Origin of the sequence: Dolichospermum lemmermannii CS-548 (assembly GCF_028330815.1) — a bacterium.
GTDB lineage: Bacteria > Cyanobacteriota > Cyanobacteriia > Cyanobacteriales > Nostocaceae > Dolichospermum > Dolichospermum lemmermannii.
In genome coordinates this window covers 1-24,990 of sequence record NZ_JAQMTJ010000324.1, presented here as the reverse complement: position 1 = coordinate 24,990, position 24,990 = coordinate 1, and the positions used below count along the sequence as shown (strand labels likewise).

At 35.4% G+C, this 24,990-nt stretch carries 23 protein-coding genes; 13 read left to right on the top strand and 10 right to left on the bottom strand.

Annotated elements, in window-relative coordinates:
- Positions 1 to 210 precede the first annotated feature (210 nt).
- The 4 genes from ovoA (at position 211) to PN450_RS23330 (ending at position 3,709) form a co-directional block, all read left to right on the top strand.
- Positions 211 to 1,533: a 5-histidylcysteine sulfoxide synthase gene (gene ovoA / locus PN450_RS23345; protein WP_271837711.1), complete on the top strand. Its 1,323-nt coding sequence runs from the start codon at positions 211 to 213 to the stop codon at positions 1,531 to 1,533.
- 99 nt (positions 1,534 to 1,632) lie between these two features.
- Positions 1,633 to 2,610, top strand: a complete 978-nt coding sequence (gene egtD / locus PN450_RS23340; RefSeq protein WP_271837710.1) for an L-histidine N(alpha)-methyltransferase — start codon at positions 1,633 to 1,635, stop codon at positions 2,608 to 2,610.
- A gap of 25 nt (positions 2,611 to 2,635) precedes the next feature.
- On the top strand, positions 2,636 to 3,130 hold the full coding sequence (locus PN450_RS23335; protein ID WP_015079637.1) for a DUF427 domain-containing protein: 495 nt from the start codon (positions 2,636 to 2,638) through the stop codon (positions 3,128 to 3,130).
- A gap of 255 nt (positions 3,131 to 3,385) precedes the next feature.
- The gene (locus tag PN450_RS23330; protein ID WP_015079636.1) at positions 3,386 to 3,709 is read left to right on the top strand and encodes a nucleotidyltransferase domain-containing protein; all 324 of its coding nucleotides are present in this window, start codon (positions 3,386 to 3,388) and stop codon (positions 3,707 to 3,709) included.
- Between the two features lie 60 nt (positions 3,710 to 3,769).
- Here the strand turns inward: PN450_RS23330 and PN450_RS23325 are convergent, their stop codons facing one another.
- A complete protein-coding gene (locus tag PN450_RS23325; protein WP_271837709.1) occupies positions 3,770 to 5,296 on the bottom strand; it encodes a glycine betaine ABC transporter substrate-binding protein in 1,527 nt (508 codons plus the stop codon).
- Between the two features lie 24 nt (positions 5,297 to 5,320).
- Entirely contained in the window at positions 5,321 to 6,088 is a 768-nt protein-coding gene (locus tag PN450_RS23320; protein ID WP_271837722.1) for an ATP-binding cassette domain-containing protein, read from the bottom strand.
- 357 nt (positions 6,089 to 6,445) lie between these two features.
- Here PN450_RS23320 and PN450_RS23315 point away from each other — a divergent pair, with 357 nt between their 5' ends.
- The 5 genes from PN450_RS23315 (at position 6,446) to PN450_RS23295 (ending at position 14,601) form a co-directional block, all read left to right on the top strand.
- A complete protein-coding gene (locus tag PN450_RS23315) occupies positions 6,446 to 8,707 on the top strand; it encodes an amylo-alpha-1,6-glucosidase (protein WP_271837708.1) in 2,262 nt (753 codons plus the stop codon).
- Between the two features lie 500 nt (positions 8,708 to 9,207).
- Positions 9,208 to 9,888 (top strand): hypothetical protein, encoded by a 681-nt coding sequence (locus PN450_RS23310; protein ID WP_213711330.1) that lies wholly within the window; start codon positions 9,208 to 9,210, stop codon positions 9,886 to 9,888.
- A gap of 148 nt (positions 9,889 to 10,036) precedes the next feature.
- The gene (locus PN450_RS23305) at positions 10,037 to 11,005 is read left to right on the top strand and encodes a CobW family GTP-binding protein (protein ID WP_271837707.1); all 969 of its coding nucleotides are present in this window, start codon (positions 10,037 to 10,039) and stop codon (positions 11,003 to 11,005) included.
- Between the two features lie 80 nt (positions 11,006 to 11,085).
- On the top strand, positions 11,086 to 12,129 hold the full coding sequence (locus PN450_RS23300) for a WD40 repeat domain-containing protein (protein ID WP_271837706.1): 1,044 nt from the start codon (positions 11,086 to 11,088) through the stop codon (positions 12,127 to 12,129).
- 495 nt (positions 12,130 to 12,624) lie between these two features.
- Positions 12,625 to 14,601 carry a DUF262 domain-containing protein gene (locus PN450_RS23295; RefSeq protein ID WP_271837705.1) on the top strand — a complete coding sequence of 659 codons (1,977 nt, stop codon included), beginning with the start codon at positions 12,625 to 12,627 and terminating at the stop codon, positions 14,599 to 14,601.
- 92 nt (positions 14,602 to 14,693) lie between these two features.
- Here PN450_RS23295 and PN450_RS23290 read toward each other — a convergent pair whose 3' ends face one another.
- The 5 genes from PN450_RS23290 to PN450_RS23270 all read right to left on the bottom strand — a co-directional run bounded on the left by PN450_RS23290 (position 14,694) and on the right by PN450_RS23270 (position 20,118).
- Positions 14,694 to 14,945 (bottom strand): hypothetical protein, encoded by a 252-nt coding sequence (locus PN450_RS23290; RefSeq protein WP_148765851.1) that lies wholly within the window; start codon positions 14,943 to 14,945, stop codon positions 14,694 to 14,696.
- A gap of 278 nt (positions 14,946 to 15,223) precedes the next feature.
- Complete coding sequence (locus PN450_RS23285; RefSeq protein ID WP_148765853.1) at positions 15,224 to 15,964, bottom strand: amino acid ABC transporter ATP-binding protein; 741 nt, start codon at positions 15,962 to 15,964, stop codon at positions 15,224 to 15,226.
- A gap of 697 nt (positions 15,965 to 16,661) precedes the next feature.
- The gene (locus PN450_RS23280; protein WP_271837721.1) at positions 16,662 to 17,807 is read right to left on the bottom strand and encodes an amino acid ABC transporter permease; all 1,146 of its coding nucleotides are present in this window, start codon (positions 17,805 to 17,807) and stop codon (positions 16,662 to 16,664) included.
- Between the two features lie 67 nt (positions 17,808 to 17,874).
- Entirely contained in the window at positions 17,875 to 18,801 is a 927-nt protein-coding gene (locus PN450_RS23275) for an amino acid ABC transporter permease (RefSeq protein ID WP_271837704.1), read from the bottom strand.
- 219 nt (positions 18,802 to 19,020) lie between these two features.
- A complete protein-coding gene (locus PN450_RS23270; protein ID WP_271837703.1) occupies positions 19,021 to 20,118 on the bottom strand; it encodes an amino acid ABC transporter substrate-binding protein in 1,098 nt (365 codons plus the stop codon).
- Between the two features lie 156 nt (positions 20,119 to 20,274).
- Here PN450_RS23270 and grxC point away from each other — a divergent pair, with 156 nt between their 5' ends.
- Positions 20,275 to 20,595, top strand: a complete 321-nt coding sequence (gene grxC / locus PN450_RS23265) for a glutaredoxin 3 (RefSeq protein ID WP_148765859.1) — start codon at positions 20,275 to 20,277, stop codon at positions 20,593 to 20,595.
- Here the strand turns inward: grxC and PN450_RS23260 are convergent.
- Complete coding sequence (locus PN450_RS23260; protein ID WP_271837702.1) at positions 20,553 to 20,900, bottom strand: hypothetical protein; 348 nt, start codon at positions 20,898 to 20,900, stop codon at positions 20,553 to 20,555. The two genes, grxC and PN450_RS23260, sit on opposite strands and share 43 nt — an antisense overlap.
- Here PN450_RS23260 and tadA point away from each other — a divergent pair.
- Positions 20,876 to 21,316 (top strand): tRNA adenosine(34) deaminase TadA, encoded by a 441-nt coding sequence (tadA, locus tag PN450_RS23255; RefSeq protein WP_041458316.1) that lies wholly within the window; start codon positions 20,876 to 20,878, stop codon positions 21,314 to 21,316. The two genes, PN450_RS23260 and tadA, sit on opposite strands and share 25 nt — an antisense overlap.
- Positions 21,317 to 21,428: 112 nt before the next feature.
- Positions 21,429 to 22,220, top strand: a complete 792-nt coding sequence (locus tag PN450_RS23250) for a lysophospholipid acyltransferase family protein (protein ID WP_271837701.1) — start codon at positions 21,429 to 21,431, stop codon at positions 22,218 to 22,220.
- 368 nt (positions 22,221 to 22,588) lie between these two features.
- On the opposite strand, the gene PN450_RS23245 is transcribed toward PN450_RS23250, so the two are convergent.
- On the bottom strand, positions 22,589 to 23,743 hold the full coding sequence (locus tag PN450_RS23245; protein WP_271837700.1) for an LptF/LptG family permease: 1,155 nt from the start codon (positions 23,741 to 23,743) through the stop codon (positions 22,589 to 22,591).
- A gap of 188 nt (positions 23,744 to 23,931) precedes the next feature.
- Positions 23,932 to 24,312 carry a hypothetical protein gene (locus tag PN450_RS23240; protein ID WP_271837699.1) on the bottom strand — a complete coding sequence of 127 codons (381 nt, stop codon included), beginning with the start codon at positions 24,310 to 24,312 and terminating at the stop codon, positions 23,932 to 23,934.
- Positions 24,313 to 24,881: 569 nt separating this feature from the next.
- Between PN450_RS23240 and PN450_RS24170 the strand changes: the two genes are divergently transcribed.
- Positions 24,882 to 24,990, top strand: a 109-nt coding sequence (locus PN450_RS24170) for an alpha/beta hydrolase (protein WP_417033767.1), incomplete at its 3' end; no start/stop codon positions are given.

Here is a 24,990-nt window from a genome sequence, read left to right as displayed (position 1 = left end):
AATTGCCAAAAATATTAAATTTTAGTTAAAAATCAAAAAATAGTCCCAATATAGGCTATTTAACTCTATAGCCTGTAATTATTGCCCAAAAAATTCTGTAAGTGTTTATCACTGAGATAAAATTTCCATCAATGCTAAAATTAGTCTCTGGCTTTATTTACAAAAGTTAATTTATTCAGGTCATCCCCATAATTCCCCCAGGTTAAGAAAATGACAGATGCTCATATTCCCCAACTCGATAATTGTAGTTCCACAACCCTACTCAAATATTTTGAAAATTCCTGGGAACTGGAAGAAACCTTAATGAAGAGTTTGGTTAAAGAAGAAACATTTTATCTAAATCCCGATCCTTTAAGAAATAAATTAATTTTCTATCTTGGACATTCGGCTGTTTTTTATATTAACAAATTAATTCAAGTGGGATTAATAAAAAATCGGATTAATCCCCAATATGAAACCTTATTTGAAATAGGAGTTGATCCAGAAACACCAGCAGAACTAGAGGTAGCCATTCAAGGAGTCAACTGGCCTAATATCAAAAAAGTTTGGGAATATCGAAATAAAGCCAGAGCAGAAATTACCACAATCATTAATAAGACTCCTTTAGATTTACCCATTCATCAACAGCATCCTATTTGGGCTTTATTAATGGGAATAGAACATAGTCGTATTCATGTCGAAACCTCTTCCATGCTGCTGCGTCAATTACCCGTTGAGAACTTAAAACGTCCCCAAGGATGGAATTATGCACCGACTAATGGAGAAATTCCGCATCATCAAATGCGAGAAGTTCCTGGTGATGTAGTAAAATTAGGAAAACGCCAAGATGATTTAACTTTTGGTTGGGATAGTGAATATGGTCATTTAGAAGTTGAAGTAAAACCATTTTTAGCAAGTCAATATCTCATTACCAATGGAGAATTTTTAGAATTTGTTCAAGACGGTGGTTATAATAATGTAAATTATTGGCATACTGAATCTTGGGCATGGAAACAACTCTACAATATCCAATATCCCAAATTCTGGATACACCAAGAAAATAACTATCGCTATCGTGCTACATTTGATGAACTAGATTTACCTTTAGATTGGCCTGTAGAAGTTAACCATTATGAAGCCATGGCATTTTGTCGGTGGAAAGGTAAAAATACTCGGTTAATGACAGAAGCAGAATGGCATCAAGCTCTAAAAATATCTGAAGATTCCAGTTTAGCAAATAACTATAATCTTAACTTACAATTTATTTCTCCCACGCCTGTGGGAATGTTTTCAGAAAATCATCAATCTGGACTTTCTGACTTACGGGGTAATGTCTGGGAATGGTTAGGGGAAACATTCAAACCCTTACCAGGATTTAAAACTCACCATCTTTATGAGGATCAATCTGCACCCTTTTTTGATGATAAACATTTTATGATGTTGGGTGGTTCTTGGGCAACGAATGGTACAATGGCTTTACCTTGTTATCGTAACTGGTTTCGTCCTTATTTTTATCAGCACGTCGGTTTTAGAGTTGCTGAAAGTTTGGATTAATAAAATCGAGATCTCCGACTTCTTTTTTTATTTTGTGAATAAATTATCAATTGATATCAGAAGTCGGGGATCTTATAATCACTCTAGAGGATTTAGAAAATGATTACACAACCTTTAACCGTTTTAGATCATCATTATCAAGAGTTAAGTATTGATGGCAAGGATGTTATTAAGGGGTTAACTGAAAAACTGAAAAGTTTACCTCCCAAATATTTTTATGATGATCCTGGTTCTCAATTATTTGAAAAAATTTGTGAGTTACCAGAATATTATCCGACTCGCACAGAAGCCTGGATTTTAGAACAATATGCTGATGAAATTGCCGAAATTACAAATTGTTGTGACTTGATAGAATTAGGTAGTGGTAGTTCTACGAAAACTCAAGCTTTATTAACGGCTTATCAAAAAATTGCTAATTCTTGTAGATATCTTCCTATTGATGTTAGTGGGGGTATTCTGAAAACTAGTGTTTTACAGTTACAAGAAAAGTATCCTGATATTGCTATTCATGGGTTATTAGGAACTTATGAACAGGCTTTGGTTCATCTAGAATCGAATTATTTACAATCACGGATGTTGTTTTTTCTGGGAAGTTCATTAGGGAATTTTAATCAGGAAGAATGTGATATTTTCTTAAATCAAGTTTCTCGAACCTTACAACCAGGAGATTACTTTCTGCTAGGGATTGATTTACAAAAGCCCCTGGATATTTTAGAAGCTGCTTATAATGATAGTCAGGAAGTGACTGCTGCTTTTAATTTAAATATGCTTTCTCATTTAAATTGGCGGTTTCAAGGTAACTTTGATATCAGTTTGTTTAAACATCAAGCTGTTTATAATCAAGTTGATCATCAAATTGAAATGTATTTACATTGCCAAAAAAGCCATTGGGTATCTTTAGAACTTTTGGATTTAAAGGTTAACTTTGAAGCAGGAGAAAGTATCCTTACAGAAATTTCTCGTAAGTTTAATTTAGCAACAATGGAAAAAAACTTGTCAGATAAAGGATTGAAAACTGTAAAAACTTGGACAGATAAAAAAGAGTGGTTTGGGTTGATTCTTTGTCAAGTTGTATAATTAAAAAAAAGCATAATTACTAACCATGAAACCAAATCCTATCCCCCCACAACCAGGTCAAGAATCAGTTTGGGACTATCCCCGTCCGGCAATTTTAGAAAATACGAACAAACATCTCAAGATAATTGTTAATGGGATGGTTTTGGCTCAAACACATCAAGCTAAAAGAGTCTTAGAAACAAGTCATCCTCCAGGTTATTATATTCCGGCTGAAGATATTCAGTTAGAACATTTAATAGAGACACCTAGAAAAACTTGGTGTGAATGGAAAGGTTGGTGTCAATATTATGATATTTCCGTAGGAGATAAATACATAAATAATGGTGCTTGGCGATATATTCAACCTAGTCCTAATTTTGAATCAATTCAAGAATATTACAGTTTTTATCCTAGTTTAATGGATGCTTGCTATGTGAATGATGAATTAGTTAAAGCCCAAACAGGTGATTTTTACGGAGGGTGGATTACTTCTGATATTGTTGGACCATTTAAAGGTGAACCAGGAACTATGTGGTGGTAAATAAGGAAAATTTCAGTTATCAAAATTGATAGTTTGACAATTCATGAACATCATGTAGAAATTATCTATAGTGCAGATAAATTCAAATTCTCAACTAAGATTTTCTATCATGATGTTTCTTTTTCTATTTATCTGCGGTTAATTATTTCTTTGGTGTACCTCACTTGGATGAGAATCGCTATATTATTGGTTGTGATATAATAGTATTTATAGACCGAAACCCAATCATCTGAAACCAAAGGAATGATTTAAGCAATGAACAAATCACAGCTTAATTTGATATTACAAGAAGTTAAACAAGCTTTGCAAAAACTTTATCAAAACCAACTGGAAGCAATTATTTTATATGGTTCTCAAGCGAGGGAAGACGCTAAAGAATTTTCTGATATTGATATTCTGGTTGTTCTGAAATCAGAGATTAACCCCTATCATGAAATTGATAAAACCAGTCAAATAATCTCAACCATTTGTCTAAACAACGATGTTGTTATTTCTCGTCACTTTATCTCTTCAGCAAAGTTTGAAAATGAAAATACTCCCTTTAACTATAATGTCAAAAAAGAAGGTATTTTTCTATGATATCGGAGGAGAAAAAATTTATAAAAAATTTTATATTTTTGAGAATCAAATATCTGAAAATTATAATTGTTGAGATTTTAACCACTCACTGACAACTTTCTCCACCGGTTGAGATTGATTATCTACTTGATAATTCATCTTTTGTATTTCTGTTGTAGAAATTTTTCCTCCTAATTGATTAATGGTATCTGTTAACTCTGGATATTTTTGGAGAATTTCTTGATTAAAAATAGGTATAGCTTGATAAGGTGGAAAGTATTTTTTATCATCTTCTAAAATCACTAAGTTTAAAACTGGAATTAAACCATCTGTAGAATTTGCAGCAATAAAATCTACTTGTTTTTCCTTTAATGCTTGATACATTAATCCTAATTCCATTTGTTTAATATTGGCAAATTTTAAGTTGTAGGTTTTAGATAATCCTGGATAACCGTCTGCTCTTTCTAAAAATTCATAGCCAAATCCTGCTTTAATTTGCGGAGTATATTTACCAATTTCCGAAAGGCTTTTAATTTGCCATTTTTTGGCATCTTCTTCTCTGATAATCATGGCAAAGGTATTCTCAAATCCTAAAGGCTTCATCACTGCTAATTTCAAGTTTTGATCATAGTATTCTTTGACTTTTTTATAAACACTTTCAGGATCACTAATTGGTTTTTCTTTTAAGATAGTCGTAAATGAAGTTCCTGTATATTCTACATAACCGGCAATTTTTCCCGCTTTTACTGCTTCATGAGCAATAAATGTTCCTCCTAAGTTAAAACGACGATCTACTTTTAATTTGGTATGATTTTCTATGTGTTGTGCTAATAATTCTCCTAAAATTACTTGTTCTGTGAAATTTTTAGAACCGATAATAATTTTTGCTGGTGCTTGTTGATAGTTAAAAGCTATTAATCCTGCGATAATTAAGGTGATTATTCCCAAAACAATACCTATTTGCTGATTAAATTTACCTTTATTTGCTATTTGTTTCGTAAGGTTTTTTTCTAATAATTCTAAACCGAAATCTGCACTCAAAGCAATTACAGCAGCGGGGACTGCTCCGGCTAAAATTAATTCATTATTAACTGTGGAAATACCGCGAAAAATAAATACTCCTAAACCACCACCACCAATAGCAGCAGCAATTGTGGCAATTCCTACGGATATAACGGTGGCTACTCTTACCCCTGCTAAAATGACTGGTAAAGCTAGGGGAATTTCTACTTGCAATAGTAATTGTTGATCTGTCATTCCCATACCTATCCCGGCTTCTTTAATGGCGGGATTGATGCTATTAATGCCAATATATGTATTACGAATTATGGGAAGTAAAGCATAAAGAGTTAAGGCAAATATGGCGGGAGTTTTACCAATTCCTCCCAGAAAAGGTACGGAAATTAAAAAGCCAAAGATGGCTAAACTAGGGATGGTTTGAATGGCGTTTGCTAAACCAAGAATGGGGGAAGCTAATTTTGGTTGACGAGTGATAAAAATGCCGACAGGAAGACCAATCGAAATGGCGATCGCTAGGGATATGATGACTAATATTAAATGTTCTCCACTGTGGACAATTATTTCTGTACCGTATTGAAATAAAAACATAACTTTTGTATTTTTTATCTAATTTTAATTAAGTTCTTCCCAACTGTTACCAATATTTAAACAAGCTAAAAATGCTTTTGCTTCTGGATGTTGAGATTGGAGAAATTCTCTTCTTGTTCCTAATACGACTAAATTTCCTTCACACATTAAACCAATTCTTGTGGCTAAAAAGAAGGCTTCTTGAATATCATGGGTGACAAATATCACGGTTTTTCCTAATTGTTGTTGTAAATATTGAAATTGTTGTTGTAATTCTAAACGGGTAATTGGGTCAAGTGCGCCAAAAGGTTCATCCATTAATAGTATAGGTGGATCTGCGGCTAAAGCTCTAGCAACTCCCACTCGCTGACGTTGACCTCCTGATAATTGGTGGGGATAACGTTGAGCAAATTTTTCTGGTTCTAATCCTACTAAGTTTAACATTTCATAAACTCTATTTTGAATTTTCTGTGGTGGCCATTTTTCTAAGGATGGGACGAGTCCGACATTTTCCGCGATGGTAAAATGAGGAAATAAACCTGTTTCTTGGATGACGTAACCTATCCGTCTTCTCAGTTTAATGGCATCCCAGTTAGTTGTAGGATGATTTTGGACTAAAACTTGTCCTTGGGTGGGAATAAGTAAATGATTAATTAATTTTAAAGTTGTGGTTTTTCCACTCCCACTGCGTCCTAATAAAATTAATGCTTCCCCTTGATGAATGCTCAGATTTAAGTTAGATAATAGGGGACGGTGATTAATGGCAAAACTGGTATTTTGAAACTCAACGGCAATTTCTGATGTTGTTGACATAATGGTTTCGTTAAACAAAATTAAGGTGGTCATATCCCCGACTTCTTAGAGAAGTCGGGGATCTTATTTATGCTTATTTATTCAATATCAGTATGAAAAGAAACAAAGATGGTGAGTAGTTCTTATTCACCTCTTTCTACTTTTATGAGATTTTATGCCTGAGTAAGTATTCTCTACCTCTAGCACCTCTCAATGTTTATGAAGGAATAAACTCTTGAAAAACAGCCAGTTTTCAGGCTTGACTTCTAATTAATAAGGTATACATTTATAGAAATTCATTGTCTTAGATTTAATTACTTTTGTTTTTTAAGAGTATTGATTTGAGCAAATTTACACCTGTATAGGTAACTCTGGCTAATGACACCGGATACATTGATGACTCCAGAAACAATTGTCCTCGACAACAGAACTTTTACTCCCGCAGACCAAAAAGAGATTTCCGAATGGCCTTGTGTTGTCAGTCAAAGACCACAGCCAACCATTACAGTTAAAGATGATGATTTATTCCTGGTGACAGATACCATGGGGAATATTTCCGATTGTTACCTTTATGGTAGCACTCCTAGTATGGGGATGTTTTGCCGTGATACCAGGTTTTTGAGTCGTTTGGAGTTACAGATTGAAGGGCGATCGCCTATATTATTGAGTAGCAACGCTGATAAGGGATTTGCCCTCTCGGTTTTATGTACCAATCCTGATTTAGAGAATCTTTTTAAGGCTGATACTGTGGGTATTCGTCGAGAACTGGTTCTCAATGGGGCATTATTTGAAGAAATAGAGGTTGCTAACTACAACACTAGCAGCATTGTTTTTGAACTGAGTCTGAGTTTTGATGCTGATTTTGTGGATTTATTTGAGGTTAGAGGTCATCATCGCCAAAAACGGGGAAGACTTTTACATTTAAATGAATTAACATCTGATCATGTTGCACCCTCATCTCCTCAAACCCATAAAGAAGAATCTCTAACCCTTGCATATCAGGGTTTAGATGCTTCGATTATGGAGTCTCTAATTCAATTTCAGCATTTGCAACCAACTCGGTTTCACGGTTCTACGGCAGTTTGGCGCATAGAATTGGCATCTCATGAAACTAAGAAGTTAGGTTATCGGCTGAATATGTTCACTGACAATCAACCTAGCTCTACTATCAGTGCTGCCTCTACTTTAGCACAAGCAAAAGCTGCTGAATTAATGGAGGAGCAAAATTGGTTGCAGCAAATTACCCGGATTAGCTCCGATAAAAGTCTTTTTAATCGCGTTATTTCGCGGGCTGAACAAGATATATATTTATTGCTTCAGTCCTTTGGCAAACATAAAACTGTTTCTGCTGGAGTTCCTTGGTTTTCTACTTTGTTTGGTCGAGATTCGATCATTACCGCGTCCCAAACCTTGATGTTGAATTCCAAAATTGCCAAAGAAACCTTGATACTATTGGCAGAATATCAGGGTCAAACTGATAATATTTGGCGGGAAGAAGAACCTGGTAAGATCTTACATGAACTGCGGTTGGGAGAAATGGCGAGATGTCAAGAAATTCCCCATACACCCTACTACGGTACTGTGGATGCTACGCCGCTGTGGTTAATGTTGTATGCTGAATATTACAGTTGGACTCATGATCAAGAAACCTTGGAAGCACTGTGGCCAAATGCTTTAGCGGCTATGGGTTGGATTGATCGTCAACTTCAAGAAACTGGTTATCTCAGCTATGCACGCAAATCTAAAGGTGGTTTAATTAACCAAGGTTGGAAAGATTCTGGTGATTGTATTGTCAACCGCAAAGGAGAATTAGCCATTGGGCCAATTTCTCTGTGTGAGGTGCAAGCTTATGTCTATGCAGCGAAAAACCGCCTCGCAGAAATTGCCAAAATCCAACAACGTCCAGATTTAGAAGAACTTTGGCAAACAGAAGCGAGACAACTTAGGGCTAAGTTTAACCAAGATTTTTGGTTAGAAGATCAAGATTTTTGTGCTTTGGCTTTAGATGGAGAAGGTAAACCAGTAGATAGTATTAGTTCTAATCCTGGCCAGTGTTTAAATTTGGGGATATTTACGTCTGCAAAAGCCTATAGTGTGGCAGAAAGACTGCAGGCTGCGGATATGTTTAATGGTTGGGGAATTAGAACTTTAAGTAGTTTGTCACCGGCTTATAATCCGATGGGTTATCATACTGGTTCAGTTTGGCCTCATGATAATTCTATGATAGCAATGGGATTGCGATCGCTCGGTTTAATTGATCAATCTCTGGAACTATTTCAAGGGTTATTCAACATGACCTCCCAGCAACCCTATCAACGTCCTCCAGAACTATTTTGCGGTTATGAAATGAACGGTGATAATGCTCCCGTCCAGTATCCCGTTGCTTGTACTCCCCAAGCCTGGGCTACAGGTAGTATTTTTCAACTATTGCAAATGATGGTGAATTTAGTCCCAGACGCACAGAATAATTGTTTGCGAATTATTGACCCAGCTTTACCAGAATCAATTAACAATTTATCTTTTCACAATTTGCGTGTTGGTGGCACGATTTTAGATTTAGAATTTGAACGAATTGGTAGCACTACCGCTTGTCGAGTTGCGAAAAAACGCGGTAATTTGCGCGTGGTGATTGAAGCTTAAATTGAACAATAAGATCCCCGACTTCTCAGAGAAGTCGGGGATCTGACTCTGACACCAATCACATAGGATGGCTATATTCTGTAGAGATTTATCAAAAATGCCCACACATAGCAAAAGTTAATTAAACTTTCATCTGTACTTGATGTGAGCTTTATTTTTCGTATGTTAGACTTGCCTAAGTTCTAGAAATTCAGCACCCAGTATTTTTTTGGGTACTCACATAGAGCAGGTTTTCAGGGATTTTGATGAACTTTGTCCATCTAGGATGACTCAATCTTCAAGCGTATCATCAGTAATCATTTGTCTGTCACCATCAAGCACGACAATTACAAAAATAATCCGGGATGTCAATTTACTTGGCTCAATGAATTTGAATTGGGCTAACTTTATATAGCTTCATTGTAGTTTTGATGCTGAATATTTCTAGCATCCTACCTTAATCTGCTGAGTATTTAACATATCAAAAACATCTTTTCCAAACTATTGAGGTTGATTAATTCATGGTTACTAGTATTAGACAAACCGTTCGGGGAATAGTTTTTACAAATCGCCACCTAGCAAGACTTTACTATTTTTTGAGTTTTTCTCGTCCAGTTTTACCACAATGGGTTGGCGCTGATTACTACCGCGAAAAATCATCTTGGGGATTACAACCAGAGCGTTGTCCATGTGATCTTGAATTAGTTGAATACTTACAAAAGCATAATATCCAAGATCAAACCATCTTCCATTTTGGCACAGGCTCTCATCATATTCTAGGATTGGAAAATCAGAAATTTTCTCAACCAAATGAAATTATTGGGATTACTGCTTCTGCACCCGAACATCAAGAATATGTCCGATTATCTCTTAAAGATCGTCTATTGTCCAAGTATTACAAGGTTCTCTGTACAGATATATACACCTTGACAGATCGTTCTTTACCCATGCTCGATGTAATTTCTTTGTTTCATCTAGGCGAATTTTATATGCCTGAAGAAGCACCTTTTTTACATCATAATGACGAATCTCTTCTAGCGATGTTTCTTAGTAAACTGAATCCCAATGGCAAAATTCTCTTCTATACAAAATCAATTGGCTGGGGTCATGCTAAACCAATGATTGAATCATTTGTAAAACAGGGAAAAATGCACAAGATTGAAGAGTATAATAACTTATTAGTATATACCAAAGTTAGCTAAACTCACGGTAATAGAGATTGGTATCATGTTCATTTAATTAATGCAAGAGTCAGATCCTCGATTTCTCTAAGAAGTGGGGGATCTTGTTTTTCAGGGCTAGATAGGGCTATACTCAATAAAATTAACCTAAATTAATCTCAGGTGGGCGATGACTTCAGAAACATTCAATTCAGTACCAGTAACTGTTTTAACTGGCTATTTAGGCGCAGGTAAAACCACTCTATTAAATCATATTCTTACCTACGAACACGGTAAAAAAGTTGCCGTTATTGTCAACGAATTTGGAGAAGTAGGTATTGATAATCAATTGGTAATTGATGCAGATGAAGAAATATTTGAAATGAATAATGGCTGTATTTGTTGTACAGTTCGTGGTGATTTAATTCGCATCATTGGCAACTTAATGAAACGCCGAGATAAGTTTGATCATTTAGTCATTGAAACCACTGGATTAGCTGATCCTGCACCTGTAATTCAAACGTTTTTTGTAGATGAAGATCTACAAGATCAACTATCATTAGATGCAGTTGTCACAGTTGTTGACGCTAAACATATTTGGCAACATTGGGAAGCGGACGAAGCCCAAGAACAAATTGCTTTTGCTGACGTGATTTTATTGAACAAAACTGATTTGGTAACACCAGAAGTTTTAGATGAATTAGAAACCCGGATTCGGTCAATGAATGCAATGGCAAAAATTCACCGCACCCATAATTCCGAATTAGCAATGTCAGCTTTATTAGGAATTCAAGCATTTAATTTAGATCAGGCTTTAGAAATTGATCCTAATTTTTTAGGAGAAGATGCTCATGTCCATGATGAAAGCGTCTCTTCTGTAGCTATAGTCGCAGCAGGTTCTGTAAATGGTGAAAAAATCAATGCTTGGATGACAGAATTACTCAGAACACAAGGAACAGATATCTTCAGAATGAAAGGGATTTTAAATATTGAAGATGAGGATACTCGTTTTGTTTTCCAAGGAGTACACATGATATTTGAAGGTAAAGCAGATAGACCTTGGAAAGTAAATGAAACTCGTAAAAATGAACTTGTATTTATTGGTAGAAATTTAGATGAAGCTAAATTAAAAGAAGACTTTTTTGCTTGTATGAGTTAAATAAACTAATTAGATCCCCGACTTCTTCAAGAAGTCGGGGATCTGGAAATCTGTAAATCTGTAAATAAAATATCAAAACCATGAACTTAACAACTAGCAAATCTCCAGAATTTACAAAACATTATTCCACAAAACTTGCAGATTATGTCACCGCTTTGGCTTGGTCTTCTCAAGGAGAAATACTAGCAGCTAGTTCGGCGGCTGGAGAAGTTATTTTATGGGAAAATGGCGAATTAACAACCTTACAAACTGCTACAGATAAAGCAGTAAATTGTCTGGCTTTTTCCCATGATGGCAAATATTTAGCCATTGGTGGACAAGATGGAAAAGTAAAAATTTGGTGTGAAAATCAATTAATTAGCACTTTAGAAAATGCTCCTATTTGGGTTGATCAATTAGCATGGAGTCCTACTCATAATCAACTAGCTTTTAGTTTAGGACGTTATGTGCAAATTTGGGATGCAGATACATTAGAAGTTATTGCTACTCTCAATTTTAATGATTCCTCAATTTTGGGAATTGATTGGCGTAAAGACGGCAAATATTTGGCTATTAACGGCTATAAAGGCGTAAAAATTTGGTCTACTCAAGATTGGGATGAAGAACCATTTATGCTTTCCATGTCTACCGTCAGTACAGCAATGGCTTGGTCTGGTGATGGTGAATATTTAGCATCTGGAAATATGGATCGGACTCTCACCGTTTTAGAATGGGAAAACCCTGATCCTTGGGTCATGCGTGGCTTTCCAGGAAAAATTCGTCACTTAGCATGGTCAGAACTAAAAGCCCCTACAGGTGCGCCAATTTTGGCTATTTCCAGCGTTGAAGGTATAGTATTATGGGAGAAGTCGGTAGATGAATCTGTGGGTTGGGAAGCGCAAATATTAACCAATCATGTGGATATCATTAATGCAATATCTTTTGCACCCCAAAGTTTTATTATTGCTTCTGCTGGTGCTGATGGTTGGCTATGTTTGTGGGATGAAAACAAACAAGTATCACAGATTTTTACCGATACAGAAGCAGGGTTTTCTACTCTATCTTGGCATCCCCAAGGACAATTTTTAGCCGCAGGTGGTGAACAAGGTGAATTAATTATTTGGTCAACTTCTTTGGGGAATTAAAAATTAAAAATACCTTGAAATTTGCTAAGGTGTTAATTAAGGTTTAATATTTTTGGATAGGTTGTTTGGAGATAATACAGCACTTCCCGGTGTTATGAGGTACATATCTAGCGGGCAAGATGCCCGCACTACAAGAGTTTCATGATTGATTCGACTTTGTACCTCATAAGAGCGGAAACCGCTGTAGTAAATTATCACACCAGCACAAGAACAAGAAATCCTGAATTTATGGGCATTAAATTTAACACCAAAACAAATAGCCCGAAAACTAGGTATCAAAGTATTAGAAGTTAATGCAACGATTCACAATCAAGCAGATTAGTAAAAGGAGAATTATTTTTTATGAGTCGGTTTTAACCGACTTTTGCTTTTAGACAGGGAATTTATTCCCTGGATATATTTGATGTTTTATTTTGTTACGCTATCTTATGCTATTTATACAAGATTCTTTTATACTAAAAGCATAACTATTGAGTAAATCAGAGTACATTAACCATGCAAGCATCAGAAACTAAGCTGCAAGAGATTATTGAAGGTAATAAACAGTATGTTGTTCCCTTGTTTCAGAGAGCCTACAGTTGGAAAAAATCTCAGTGGGAATCTCTATGGAATGATATTTTAGAACTATATCATAGCGATAATCGTCGTCCTCATTTTATGGGTTCTATTGTCACTATGCCAACTTCTGCTATACCTGAAGGTGTAAGTAAATATTTATTAATTGATGGACAACAACGTTTAACTACTATTTTTATCCTGCTTTGTGCTTTGCGAGATAAAGCTAAAAATATTCATGATGAGTTAGCCGCAGAAATTCATAATACTATTATTGTTAATCCATATAAAAAAGGTTTAGACCATTATAAACTTCAACCTACCCAGGTAGATAGACAGTCTTTTCATAGTTTAATTAATGGTCAAGATTATGTAAATAATTCTGGTATTACTGAATGTTACTTATTTTTTGAAAAGAAGATTAGACAAAGTAATTTAGATTTTTCTGATCTCAAGAAAGTAATCTGTAGTTATTTATCTATTGTGAGCGTTGTTTTAAGTACAGAAGATAATCCTTATTTAGTCTTTGAAAGTCTCAATGCTAAAGGTGAACCTTTAACACAAGCAGATTTAATTCGTAATTATTTTTTCTTGAGAATTAATACCGAAAATCAAGACGATGCTTATAATAAATATTGGCTACCAATGCAACAAACTTTAGATGTTAATTTAACAGAATTTATCAGACATTATTTAACCAGAGATGGCGTAGAAATCAAGAAAGATGAAGTTTATTTTCAGATCAAAGAAAGAATGATCAAAAGAGATGCTATTGATTATTTGAAAGATTTATATGAATTTTCGGAATATTATGCAAAACTTTTAGATCCACTAAAAGAGAATAATTTAAAAATTCGTCGTTGTTTGGAAAGAATCAACCGTTTAGAACAAGCTACCGTTTATCCCTTTTTACTTAATTGTTATCATGATTATGAGGAAAATAATCTCTTAGAAGCAGATTTTATTGCTGTTTTGCAGATTTTAGAAAATTTCATTATTCGCCGATTTATTTGTAACGTCCAAACTAGGGGATTAAATAGGATATTTTCTGTACTGTATTCTCAAGTTAGCAAAGCAAGTAATTTAGCTCATGCTGATTTTGTGGAAAGATTAAAACTAGATTTACAAAATCGAGATTATCCCAAAGATACAGAATTTAAAGATAGATTATTGGATGTTAAACTATATGGTACTGGACGTACTTGTAAAGGTAAATTAATTTTAGAATCTATAGAAGAATCCTTCTATCATAAAGAACAAGTATCTTTTACTAATCTAACTATTGAACATATTATGCCACAAACTATAACTAAATGGTGGCAAGAACATTTAGGAGAAGAGGGCGACATAACTCATGATTTATTACTGCACTCGTTGGGTAATATAACTATTACAGCTTACAATGGTGAATTATATAATGCTGAATTTATCCAGAAAAAAGAAATATTGATTAATAGTCATTTGGAAATCAATAAATACTTTGAAAATCAAGAAACTTGGAAAAGAGAAGATATAGAAAAAAGGAGTTTATATTTAGCAGAAAAAGTTTTACAAATTTGGCCTTACTTTGGTAATGAAAATCTTATGAATCCTGCGAAAACTAAGGTAAGGGGTACAACTCCCAAACAACTAAAAATTTTTGGTAAGGAATATCCTGTCAAAAGTTGGCGGGATGTTTTAGAAAAAACTTTAAATGTGATCGCTGATTTAGATGCCGATAAATTTAAGGATGTTATGGAACAATTTCCCCGGTTCATTAGTAGAGATGAAAAAGATTTTCGGGATACGAGAAAATTAGAAAATGGGGTGTTTGTTAATGTCAACTTATCAGCTAGAGATATTAATGCTTTTTGTATAAAAGCTATCGAAACGGCAGAAATTTCTCTAGAAGATTGGCAAATAGAAACCACAACTTAATGTATGTTAGGTATCATTTTCCAAAAACCTTATTTTCTTCTTTTGCTCCTTAGCACCTTTGCGTTAAAAAAAAAGAGCGATATATTATGTAATTACCTGCATTTTACACAAAGACCAGATTCCAGATCATGAGTTTTCGCTAAACAACAATAACAGATTTTAAAATAGTCTGTGTGTCCTTCTAAAATTTCCCCTGGATTACAATCATCTTCATAACGAGCTAGTTTGACAATTTCTTCAATCAGATTTTGCTTCTCTTCTTGATCCAAATGATCAAAACAATGCTCACGTTTCAAAATTGTAATCACTTCATTTAACATATAACTTCCGCTATGATTTGACATACAATTTACTCCTATTGAAAAACTGAGAATATCGCATTTATTGTATCATAGTACAAATATACTTGTAAATCCTGTAAACAATTTTTATAGATGTAATTTTAGATACCATGTATACGGTTAACCTAGCGATGTCTATAGATAAAGAACATTATCAAATCTTCCCAATATTTGGACATCGTTAAACCTGCTTTTAGATCCCCGACTTCTTTGATAAATTATCATTATTTACAAAAGATTAAATTAAGAAGTCGGGGATCTTTAGCCTGAATTAAATCACCTTAGAGAATTTGTGATAAGAATTTCCTGGTTCTCTCTTCTTTGGGATTAGTAAAAAAGGTGTCGGGGGTAGAGGATTCAACTAATAAACCGCTGTCCATTAGCACTACTCTATCAGCAACTTCTCGCGCAAATCCGACTTCATGGGTAACAACTACCATTGTCATTCCGTCATTAGCTAGGTTTCGCATTACGTCCAAAACTTCTCTTACCATTTCTGGATCTAATGCTGATGTCGGTTCATCAAATAACATGATTTTCGGTTGCATTGCTAATGCACGCGCTATGGCTACTCGTTGTTGTTGTCCACCAGATAATTGTCCTGGATATTTTTGTGCTTGTGCTAAAATTCCCACTCTTTCTAATAATTGCATTGCTAATGCTTCGGCTTTAACTTTGGATATTTTGCGGACATATATTGGTGCTAAGGTGATATTTTCTAAAACTGTTAAATGGGGAAATAAATTAAATTGCTGAAATACCATTCCCACTTCTCGACGAATTGTTTCAATATTTCTTAAATCATGACTGAGGGTAATTCCGTCAATGGTAATAGTTCCTTGTTGATATTCTTCTAAGGCGTTGAATGTTCTAATAAAGGTTGATTTTCCTGAACCAGATGGTCCCATTAAAACAACGACTTCTCCCCGTTCTACGGTTAAACTTACACCTTGGAGGGCATGGAATTTACCATACCATTTGTGAACATCTTTAGCAATAATTATCGGGGTTGATTCTGTCATATATTCCTTTTGTGTCATACAAGTTACAGTTAAATATTTAGGAATGTTGGGTTTCCTTTCGTCAACCCAACCTACGGGTAGTTGGTGATAAAATCATTGTTTTTCATCCTGTTTATCCTTTAATCCTGGATATCCTGATTCTGACAATTATTCCTTTTGTGTAGTTTAAGATTTTAGGAATGTTGGGTTTCCTTGCGTCAACCCAACCTACGGGTAGTTGGTGATAAAATCATTGTTTTTCATCCTGTTTATCCTTTAATCCTGGATATCCTGATTCTGACAATTATTCCTTTTGTGTAGTTGAAAATTTTAGGAATGTTGGGTTTCCTTGCGTCAACCCAACCTACGGGTAGTTGGTGATAAAATCATTGTTTTTCATCCTGTTTATCAGGGGAAACGCATCTAAATCTTATTGACAAAATACCATTTTAATGTATAAACCAATAAATCCCTATTTATCGTTTGATTGATTTTTTCAGGATCATAGTGATGGACTAAAGTATTGTCAATAAGTGGTCGTTAATGCGAATATTTTGGTCATTATTGAGATTGAATCACCCTTATTGATAAGATGCGTTTCCCCTGTCCTGTTTATCCTTTAATCCTGGATATCCTGATTCTGACAATTATTCCTTTTGTGTAGTTTAAGATTTAAATAGATATTTAGGAATGTTGGGTTTCCTTGCGTCAACCCAACCTACGATGTTAATTGTTTTTCTAGGTTTTTAGCAGCTAAGGACATTGAATAACAAAATACCCAATAAATCAACCCGATAAATAAATATACTTCTGCATATCTTCCTAAAAATTGCGGTTGTGCTAATATAGAACGTGCCATTCCTGTTAATTCTACTAATCCCACTAATGATAAAAGGGAAGTATCTTTAAATAAACCAATAAATTGACCAACAATTGCGGGAATAACTGCGCGTAAGGCTTGGGGTAATATGACTAATATGAGTAATAAAGGTGTATTTAATCCTAGTGCTTTTCCTGCTTCTATTTGTCCTCTGGGAATTGCTTGTAGTCCTCCGCGCACATTTTCAGCCATGTATGCTGCACTAAATAATATTAGTCCCACAATACCTCTGAGTAAACGATCTAAACGTAAATCTGCTGGTAAGAATAAGGGTAACATGACTTGGGCTAAAAATAGAATCCCAATTAAGGGTAATCCTCTAACAATTTCAATATAAAGAATAGAAAACCACCGCACTACAGGTAAATTGCTGGTTCTTCCTAATGCGAGTAAAACTCCTATGGGGAAGGAAAGGATAATACTAATTATTGCCATTAATAGGGTAAGTAATAACCCATTCCATAGGTTTGTAGATACAGTTTGTAATCCTAAACCACCACCAATTAACCAGATAATTATGAAAAATGATGATAACCAAATTAGTGAAAGCCAAGGTGTGATGATTTTAGTAAAATTTTGACCAATTATCAAACCTGCAAATATTGAACCTACTATTAATAATAACCATAAACGGCTTGTTAATGGTATGGGGAAAATAAACAGTGAAATCCCCATAATCACAACAGCAATCAAAGAATTGCGGTTTTTGATTATTGCTTTTTTGGTAAATGCACTCGCTGTAATTGCGGTTAAAGTTGTAGATATTCCCAAAACAACCCAAATCCGCCAATATAAACTTTGGGGAAATCTTCCTACTAAAAATAAGTGTAAATTAACTTGGATTACTTGCCATTGTGCCTTAGTAATTAACCAAATTGCAAATCCTTGAACTAACCAAAATAGAAAGATAAAACAAACAACAGTTAGTAAACTATTGTACCAATTATTAAAGAGATTTTTTCTTAACCAAGTCAGTTTAATCATCATAGAAATGTGAGACCATATAGAATAATTATCACCCGTATTTATCTGCGTTTATCTGCGTTCAACATTATCTTTCCTTAATTTGCACAGAACGATTAAATAAATTTATGGTGAAAGAAATTATCAAACTCAAAGTCAGATAGGTAATCATAATTAACAGCATTACCTCCACAGCTTTTCCAGTTTGGTTAAAAGTGGTAGAAGCAACAAAATAAATATCAGGATAACCGATAGCGATCGCTAAACTAGAATTTTTTGTTAAATTGAGATATTGACTGGTTAATGGGGGAATAATCACCCGCAACGCTTGGGGAAAAATAACCAATCGCATTGCTAAATCTGGTTTTAACCCCAGAGATTTGGCTGCTTCTAGTTGTCCTTTTGGTACTGATTGAATTCCTCCCCGCACAATTTCCGCAATAAATGCACCTGTGTAAAAAGTTAACCCCAATAATAAACTAGAAAATTCTGGAGATAAAGTAAACCAAGGAAGTTGAATCCCGTTTTGGCTAAAGTTAACAAAACCCAATAAGGAAAGTTTATTTTCGGCTTTGGGAAAACTCAAGAAAACTGCAAAATACCAAAATAGCAATTGCAATAATAATGGAGTATTCCGAAAAACTTCTACATAAACCAGACTAATTTTCCTCACTAACCAATTATCTGATAATCGCGTAATTCCCGCAGTAATTCCCACAATTGTGGTGAGACAAATTCCCATTATTGCTATTCTTAAAGAATTAACTAATCCTACTAATAAAGCATAATTATAGGCATCCGTTGGTTGATAATTAATGAGAGTTTCACCAATATCAAAAGATGCTTGTTGCTTGAGAAAATTAAATCCAAATTGAATTCCTAATTGCTGTAAATTTCGTCTGACATTCCCCCACAAGATAATAACTATAACTACTGCTAAAAATACAAAAATTAGCTGGATAGCATTTTGCCAAAAGCGATGATCACGCCACAAAGGAGGTTTTGAATTGGTCATTAGTTAGTTGTCAGTTGTCAGTTGTTAGTTGTTAGTAGGGGCGAAGCATTTGGAGAACTATTTTTGGCAATGACCGACAATTTATCTTCCAAATGCTTCGCCCGTACAGTTGTCAGTTGTTAGTTGTTAGTTGTCAGTTGTTAGTTATTAGTTGTCATCCCGTCAGGTCAGTTGTTAGTTGTTAGTTGTTAATAATAAATAATAAATTCTTGTGCTTCCTTAGCGAAAAGGTGGAGAATAGAGTAATCCTCCTTTTGAGGAAATTTGATTTTGTCCGCGCGGGAGATTTAGTTTTGTCTTTGTTCCTAAATTGCGATCATAAATTTCGCCATAATTACCAACGTGCTTGATAATTTTGGCAGCAAAATCCTTTGTTAAACCAATTCCTTCTCCGAGATTTCCTTCTGTTCCTAAAAAACGTTTAATATCGGGATCTTTACTATTAGCAACCTCGGCTAAATTTTGAGAATTAATTCCCAATTCTTCCGCTTTCACTAAAGCATAAACAGTCCATTTCACTATATCACTCCACTTACTGTCACCCTTAGCAACTGCTGGCGCTAGAGGTTCAGAAGAAAGAACATCATCTAAAATGATATTATCTTCTGGTTTAGGTAAGGTTGTCCGTCGAGAAACCAAAGCGGAACGGTCTGTAGTTACAGCATCACAACGCCCTTCAGCATAAGTACCAAAGGTGATATTCACATCTTCAAAAACAACGGGTTTATAAGTAATTCCCTGTTTCCGCATTTGGTCTGCTAAATTTTGTTCGGTAGTAGTTCCAGTTTGCACACAAATGGCTTTGTCTTTCAGGTCTTTGATGGATTTAATATTGCTATTTTTACGCACCATGACAGCTTGACCATCGTAAAATACCACAGGTGCGAAATCTAAACCTTGGGAAGTTGCACGGCTAAAAGTCCAGCTAGTATTGCGACTGAGAATATCTACCTCTCCAGTTTGCAAAGCTGTAAATCGCTCCTTAGTGTTGAGATTGCGATATTCTACCGCGTCTGGATTGTCAAATACTGCTGCTGCAACAGCCCGACAAATATCAACGTCAATGCCGCTATATTTGCCGTCAGTGCCGACAAAACTAAATCCTGGTAGTTCACCACTAACGCCACAAACAAGCTGTCCACGGCTTTTAATGCGATTCCAGAGAACGCGAGTAACTTGTCCTTGGGGAGTGCTAACGGGATTTTGTGTATTATTTTGTGGTTGATCATTACAGCCACTCAGAATTAGGATTAAAGGGGCGATCGCTAAAGGCATCCCTATCCCCTGTAAAATGACAGATAATTTACTAAATTTCATAATTGTTTTTTCTCAAGAATCTTCTTTATAATTGAAACATTTATTGATACTCGTGGCAAATATATCCTCTTAGGAGTATGACTAACGGCACTCCAGCTATTAAACTGGATTTCTGTAGATGAGATTTAATTACAAGAAAACCTCTTAATTAAGAATATGCTAAATTTTCTCAACTCTCTTCTCGGTCGCCATCCAGAGCAAATCAAAGCCAATGTAGAAATTTACACTTGGCAAACTTGCCCCTACTGCATCCGCGCCAAAATGCTACTATGGTGGAAAGGTGTTAATTTCACCGAGTACAAAATTGATGGCGACGAAACAGCCAGATCAAATATGGCAGAACGCGCCGACGGCCGCCGTAGCGTTCCCCAAATTTTTATTAATAATCAACATATTGGTGGTTGTGATGACCTGTATCAATTAGATGCAAAAGCTCAACTTGACCCTCTGTTATTTGAGGTTGCGGGTAATGGGTAATGGGTAATTGGTAATGGGTGATTGGTGATTGGTGATTGGTAATTGGTAATGGGTAATTGGTGATTGGTAATTGGTAATTGGTAATTTCCTTCTTCCTCCTTCCTCCTTCCTCCTTCCTCCTTCCTTTCTTCCTTCTCCTGAACTCCTGACTCCTGACTCCTGACTCCTGACTCCTGACTCCTGACTCGGTGACTCCTGACTCCTGAACTCCTGACTCCTGACTCGGTGACTCCTTCCCCCAATGCTTCAACACCCAGAATATTTAAAACATCGAAAATGGATGAATCACGCCCTGGAATTGGCACGGGTGGCGGGTGATGCTGGTGAAGTTCCTGTGGGGGCTGTAATTGTTGACACAGATAATCAATTGGTTGCTGTGGGTGAAAATCGCAAAGAGCGAGATCAAGATCCGACTGCACACGCAGAAATTATGGCGATTCGGGCTGCTAGTCAAGTTTTACAAAGTTGGCGCTTGCATCAATGCACTTTATATGTCACTCTAGAACCCTGTCCGATGTGTGCCGGTGCGATAGTTCATGCCCGATTGGGAAAATTGATCTATGGCGTGGACGATACCAAAACTGGCGCAATTCGTACTGTTATTAACATCCCTGATCATCCAGCCTCTAATCACCGTCTGAAAGTGCTAGGAGGTATTCTAGAATCAGACTGTCGAGAACAATTACAAAATTGGTTTGCTACCCAACGTCAACAAAAATAACAGACACAGATAAAACTGTCCAAATGGGAAAACACAAGTTACCCAAGAAAATCTACGGTGGACATAATCAAGTGTGTGTCATCTTTTATTCGCCAAAAAATCAGCCACCGTTATGATCAAATCATACTTTGCTTTTACCAACCGCCATTCTCAAACTAAAAATACGCCTGTAAATCCTCACCTCGACTCCGCTCGGCGACCTTCGGTGCTTCAGAATACCTCGCGGGTTTCGCCTTGGTTAATCCGTGTTGCTTATCTTCTAGGACACTACATGGTTTTGCCATCTTTCTTTGGGCATATTAAGGTGACTGGAAGAGAAAATATTCCTACAAGTGGACCAGTAATTCTTGCACCTACCCATCGTTCCCGGTGGGATTCTTTGGTTTTGCCCTATGCTACTGGTCGTTGTGTGACGGGTAGAGATATGCGATTTATGGTAACGAGTAATGAATGTCAGGGGTTGCAAGGTTGGTTTGTGCTGCGAATGGGGGGTTTTTCTGTAAATATTGAACGTCCGGCGATCGCAACTCTCCGGCATACGGTAGAGTTAATGCAGCAGGGGGAAATGTTAGTTATTTATCCCGAAGGTGGCATTCATCGTGATGGTCAACTTCATCCCCTGAAGCCGGGAATCGCTCGTTTAGCTGTGACTGCTGAATCTACCTATCCAGGATTAGATATTAAGGTTATCCCTGTCGGTATCCACTACAGTGAACCCTATCCTAATTGGGGTACTGATGTGAATATTCATATTGGTGAACCTATCAAAGCCGCAGATTATATGAATGGAAATTTAAAACTAGAAGCCAAAAGGCTGACAGCAGATTTAACCCATAAATTAAAACAATTAAGTCATCAAGAAGTGGAAATTAGCGATCGCATTTTTGCAAAAATTCATAATTAAAATCAGGTAGGGGCGCAGGGCTTGCGCCCATTCATAAGTTACAATCAGGAAAATTCTTCCCCTAGTACCGCAGGGCGGAAGTCAAAAGTCAAAAGTCAAAACTAATATACAGTAGGCTTTTTGGCGATTGAATATGGTTGCTTTATTTACGCCGTGATGTACTAGTAGTCTGTCAAAGACATTTTGACGGGTTTTTGGTAGTGCGGGCATCTTGCCCGCGTGAGCGAGACGCTCACACTACAGTCCATCATTTTTATGTATCTGCTCAATAAATGTGAGCGAGACGCTCACACTACAGTCCATCATTTTTATCTTGACAGACTACTAGTTCCCATTACTTACAGGTATTTAACAAATATAATCCGATTTCAGGAATTTTTTTCAGTTAATATGTAAAAGCTAAAACCTGTAGCCAAAATATTTGGTAGCCATATTACATAACTGTAGATATTTCCTGAAATAATTAAAGCATTAATAACCGCCTCAAATATTTTCATTAACCCCAGAATTACTAAAGTAACTGTAAAACTATTATATTTAATCCTTGGTTGCAAATTAATTCCTATAGCTGTACCCAAGAAAGCCAATACAGCGCAGGAAATAGGTAGGGTAAATCTTTTTTGAAGATTAACTTGTAATTTGATTAGATTCGAGATATCTCCTGCTTTTTTTGCAACTAACAATCGTTGATAAATTTGAAATATATTCATTTCTCTATGATCTAATTTTTCCCTATCTAGTTGAAATTGCCGAGATATACTAGAAAGATTAAGGCGAATTTCATCAAATTTAATTCCCTGACTATAAGAACCATCTGGATTAATTATACTCTTGACACCATTATAAAAAAACCAATATTTGTTTCCTTCATTCCATTCAGCAAATTTAGATTTTATAATTACCTTCAATCCCCGATTATCTCTAATTAATAAGGTAACTTCTTGCATTTTTCCATCACTAAATCTCTCTGAGTAAAAGAAGTATTTAAGATAATTATCTTTATCAGATATTTGTTCATAATTTCTGTTGGCTAATTCTTTATAAACAATGTGATCACTTTTAAGATCCCATCTATTTATATTCATCACTTCCTCTAAGGTAATAGCAGCTTTATAGTTAGAGATAGGGACAATACCCTCATTAACAATAAATAGGATTAATGAAAGAATAAGACTTAGATGAATCGCTGGACAGATTAATTTATACAAACTTATTCCACAACTTTGTAAAGCAATAATTTCACTGGTAATTGATAATTTATTATAAACGAATATTGTGGTCATTAAAATAGCAATTGGTACAGCCAAAACAATAAACTCAGGTACTTTAAGAATGTGTAAATATATTAAAGTACCGAAAGATATTTGTTCCGTCAGGAGAAAACTAAATTGCTCGAATGATATACCAATTGATTCCGCAACAACAGTAACAATAACGATGGTAAATAGTAAAATCGGGGTAATTTCTGAGATTAAATAGCGCTCTAGTAATGATATGCGAGGAAAAATATTTATTTTTTTCATTTATCATTTTGCTGGTTATGTAGTTGCAGCAGTTGACGATATTTTGATATACAGATATTAGTGATAAAAATTTTGTGGTGTGCTTATTAATCTTATTTTTGTTTTTCGCAAACTGCTGGTTAAGTTATTTTTGGAAATGTTGGGTTTCGCTGTCGCTCTACCCAACCTACAACACCCAACCTACGACTTTAACTCCTGATAAAAGCAACTGCTTGGTTATATGCTGTCTCAACCTCAGCAGCGCAAGCTTGGGCTTTAGAACCAAAAGGGTTTGCTTCTAGGGAAGTACACTGCGTAGCTAAATCTCTCCTTAGGGCTGTAATATCACTAATGGGTGTACTCTTAGTAATGGTTTGTGCATAATTTAATGAGGGAACCCTAACAGTTAAAGTTTGAGGGGTAGTACCTCCACCTCCACTATTAGTACCTCCACCTCCACTAGAAGTATTACTTGATGTACCTCCACCTCCACTAGAAGTATTACTTGATGTACCTCCACCACAGGAGGTAATCATTAAACCAACCAGTAGAAATCCGAAAAGCCCATGAGTTGAAAAAATTCTTAACATAAAGTAGTTTTACATAGATTTACTTATCCCACTCTAAATCTAAAAATCTCAACTCCTGTCTAAGTAATGATTGTCTTGTGACTGTTTTATGATTAACTTGGAGGTCGTTGAAAAAGTTTTTGATTGTAATATTAGACACTTGTTAATTATTCAATCTGCTTCTTTCAAAGGGATTTTAGAGGCATATAAGATTTGTTGATACATGATGAGAGACTTTTTATGAGAGAATAAATACTGTCAGTAATAATATGTTTTTAGGTGATGAAAAGCCATAATAATGATCAAAAAAAGAAAAGAATTACCGTGACAGCCTCTTGTCAATGTATAAAGAAGGCCGAAATGGCTTTAATTAGACTAGGATTTGAATCAAAATCCAATTTTGCTAAACATCATTTATCTAGAACAACAGTTACCAAATTTTTTCAGGCTCAACCAATTTCAGTTGACTCCCTGAAAAGGATATGCAGAGAGTTAGAATTGAATTGGGAAGATTGTTTACCAACAGAAGAAATAATTAATAATAACCAAGAGAAAAAGACAAGAGAAAATAACAATTATTCCAATTACCAATTACCAATTACCAATTACCAATTACCAATTACCAATTACCAATTACCAATTACCAATTACCAATTACCAATTACCAATTACCAATTACCAATTACCAATTACAAATTA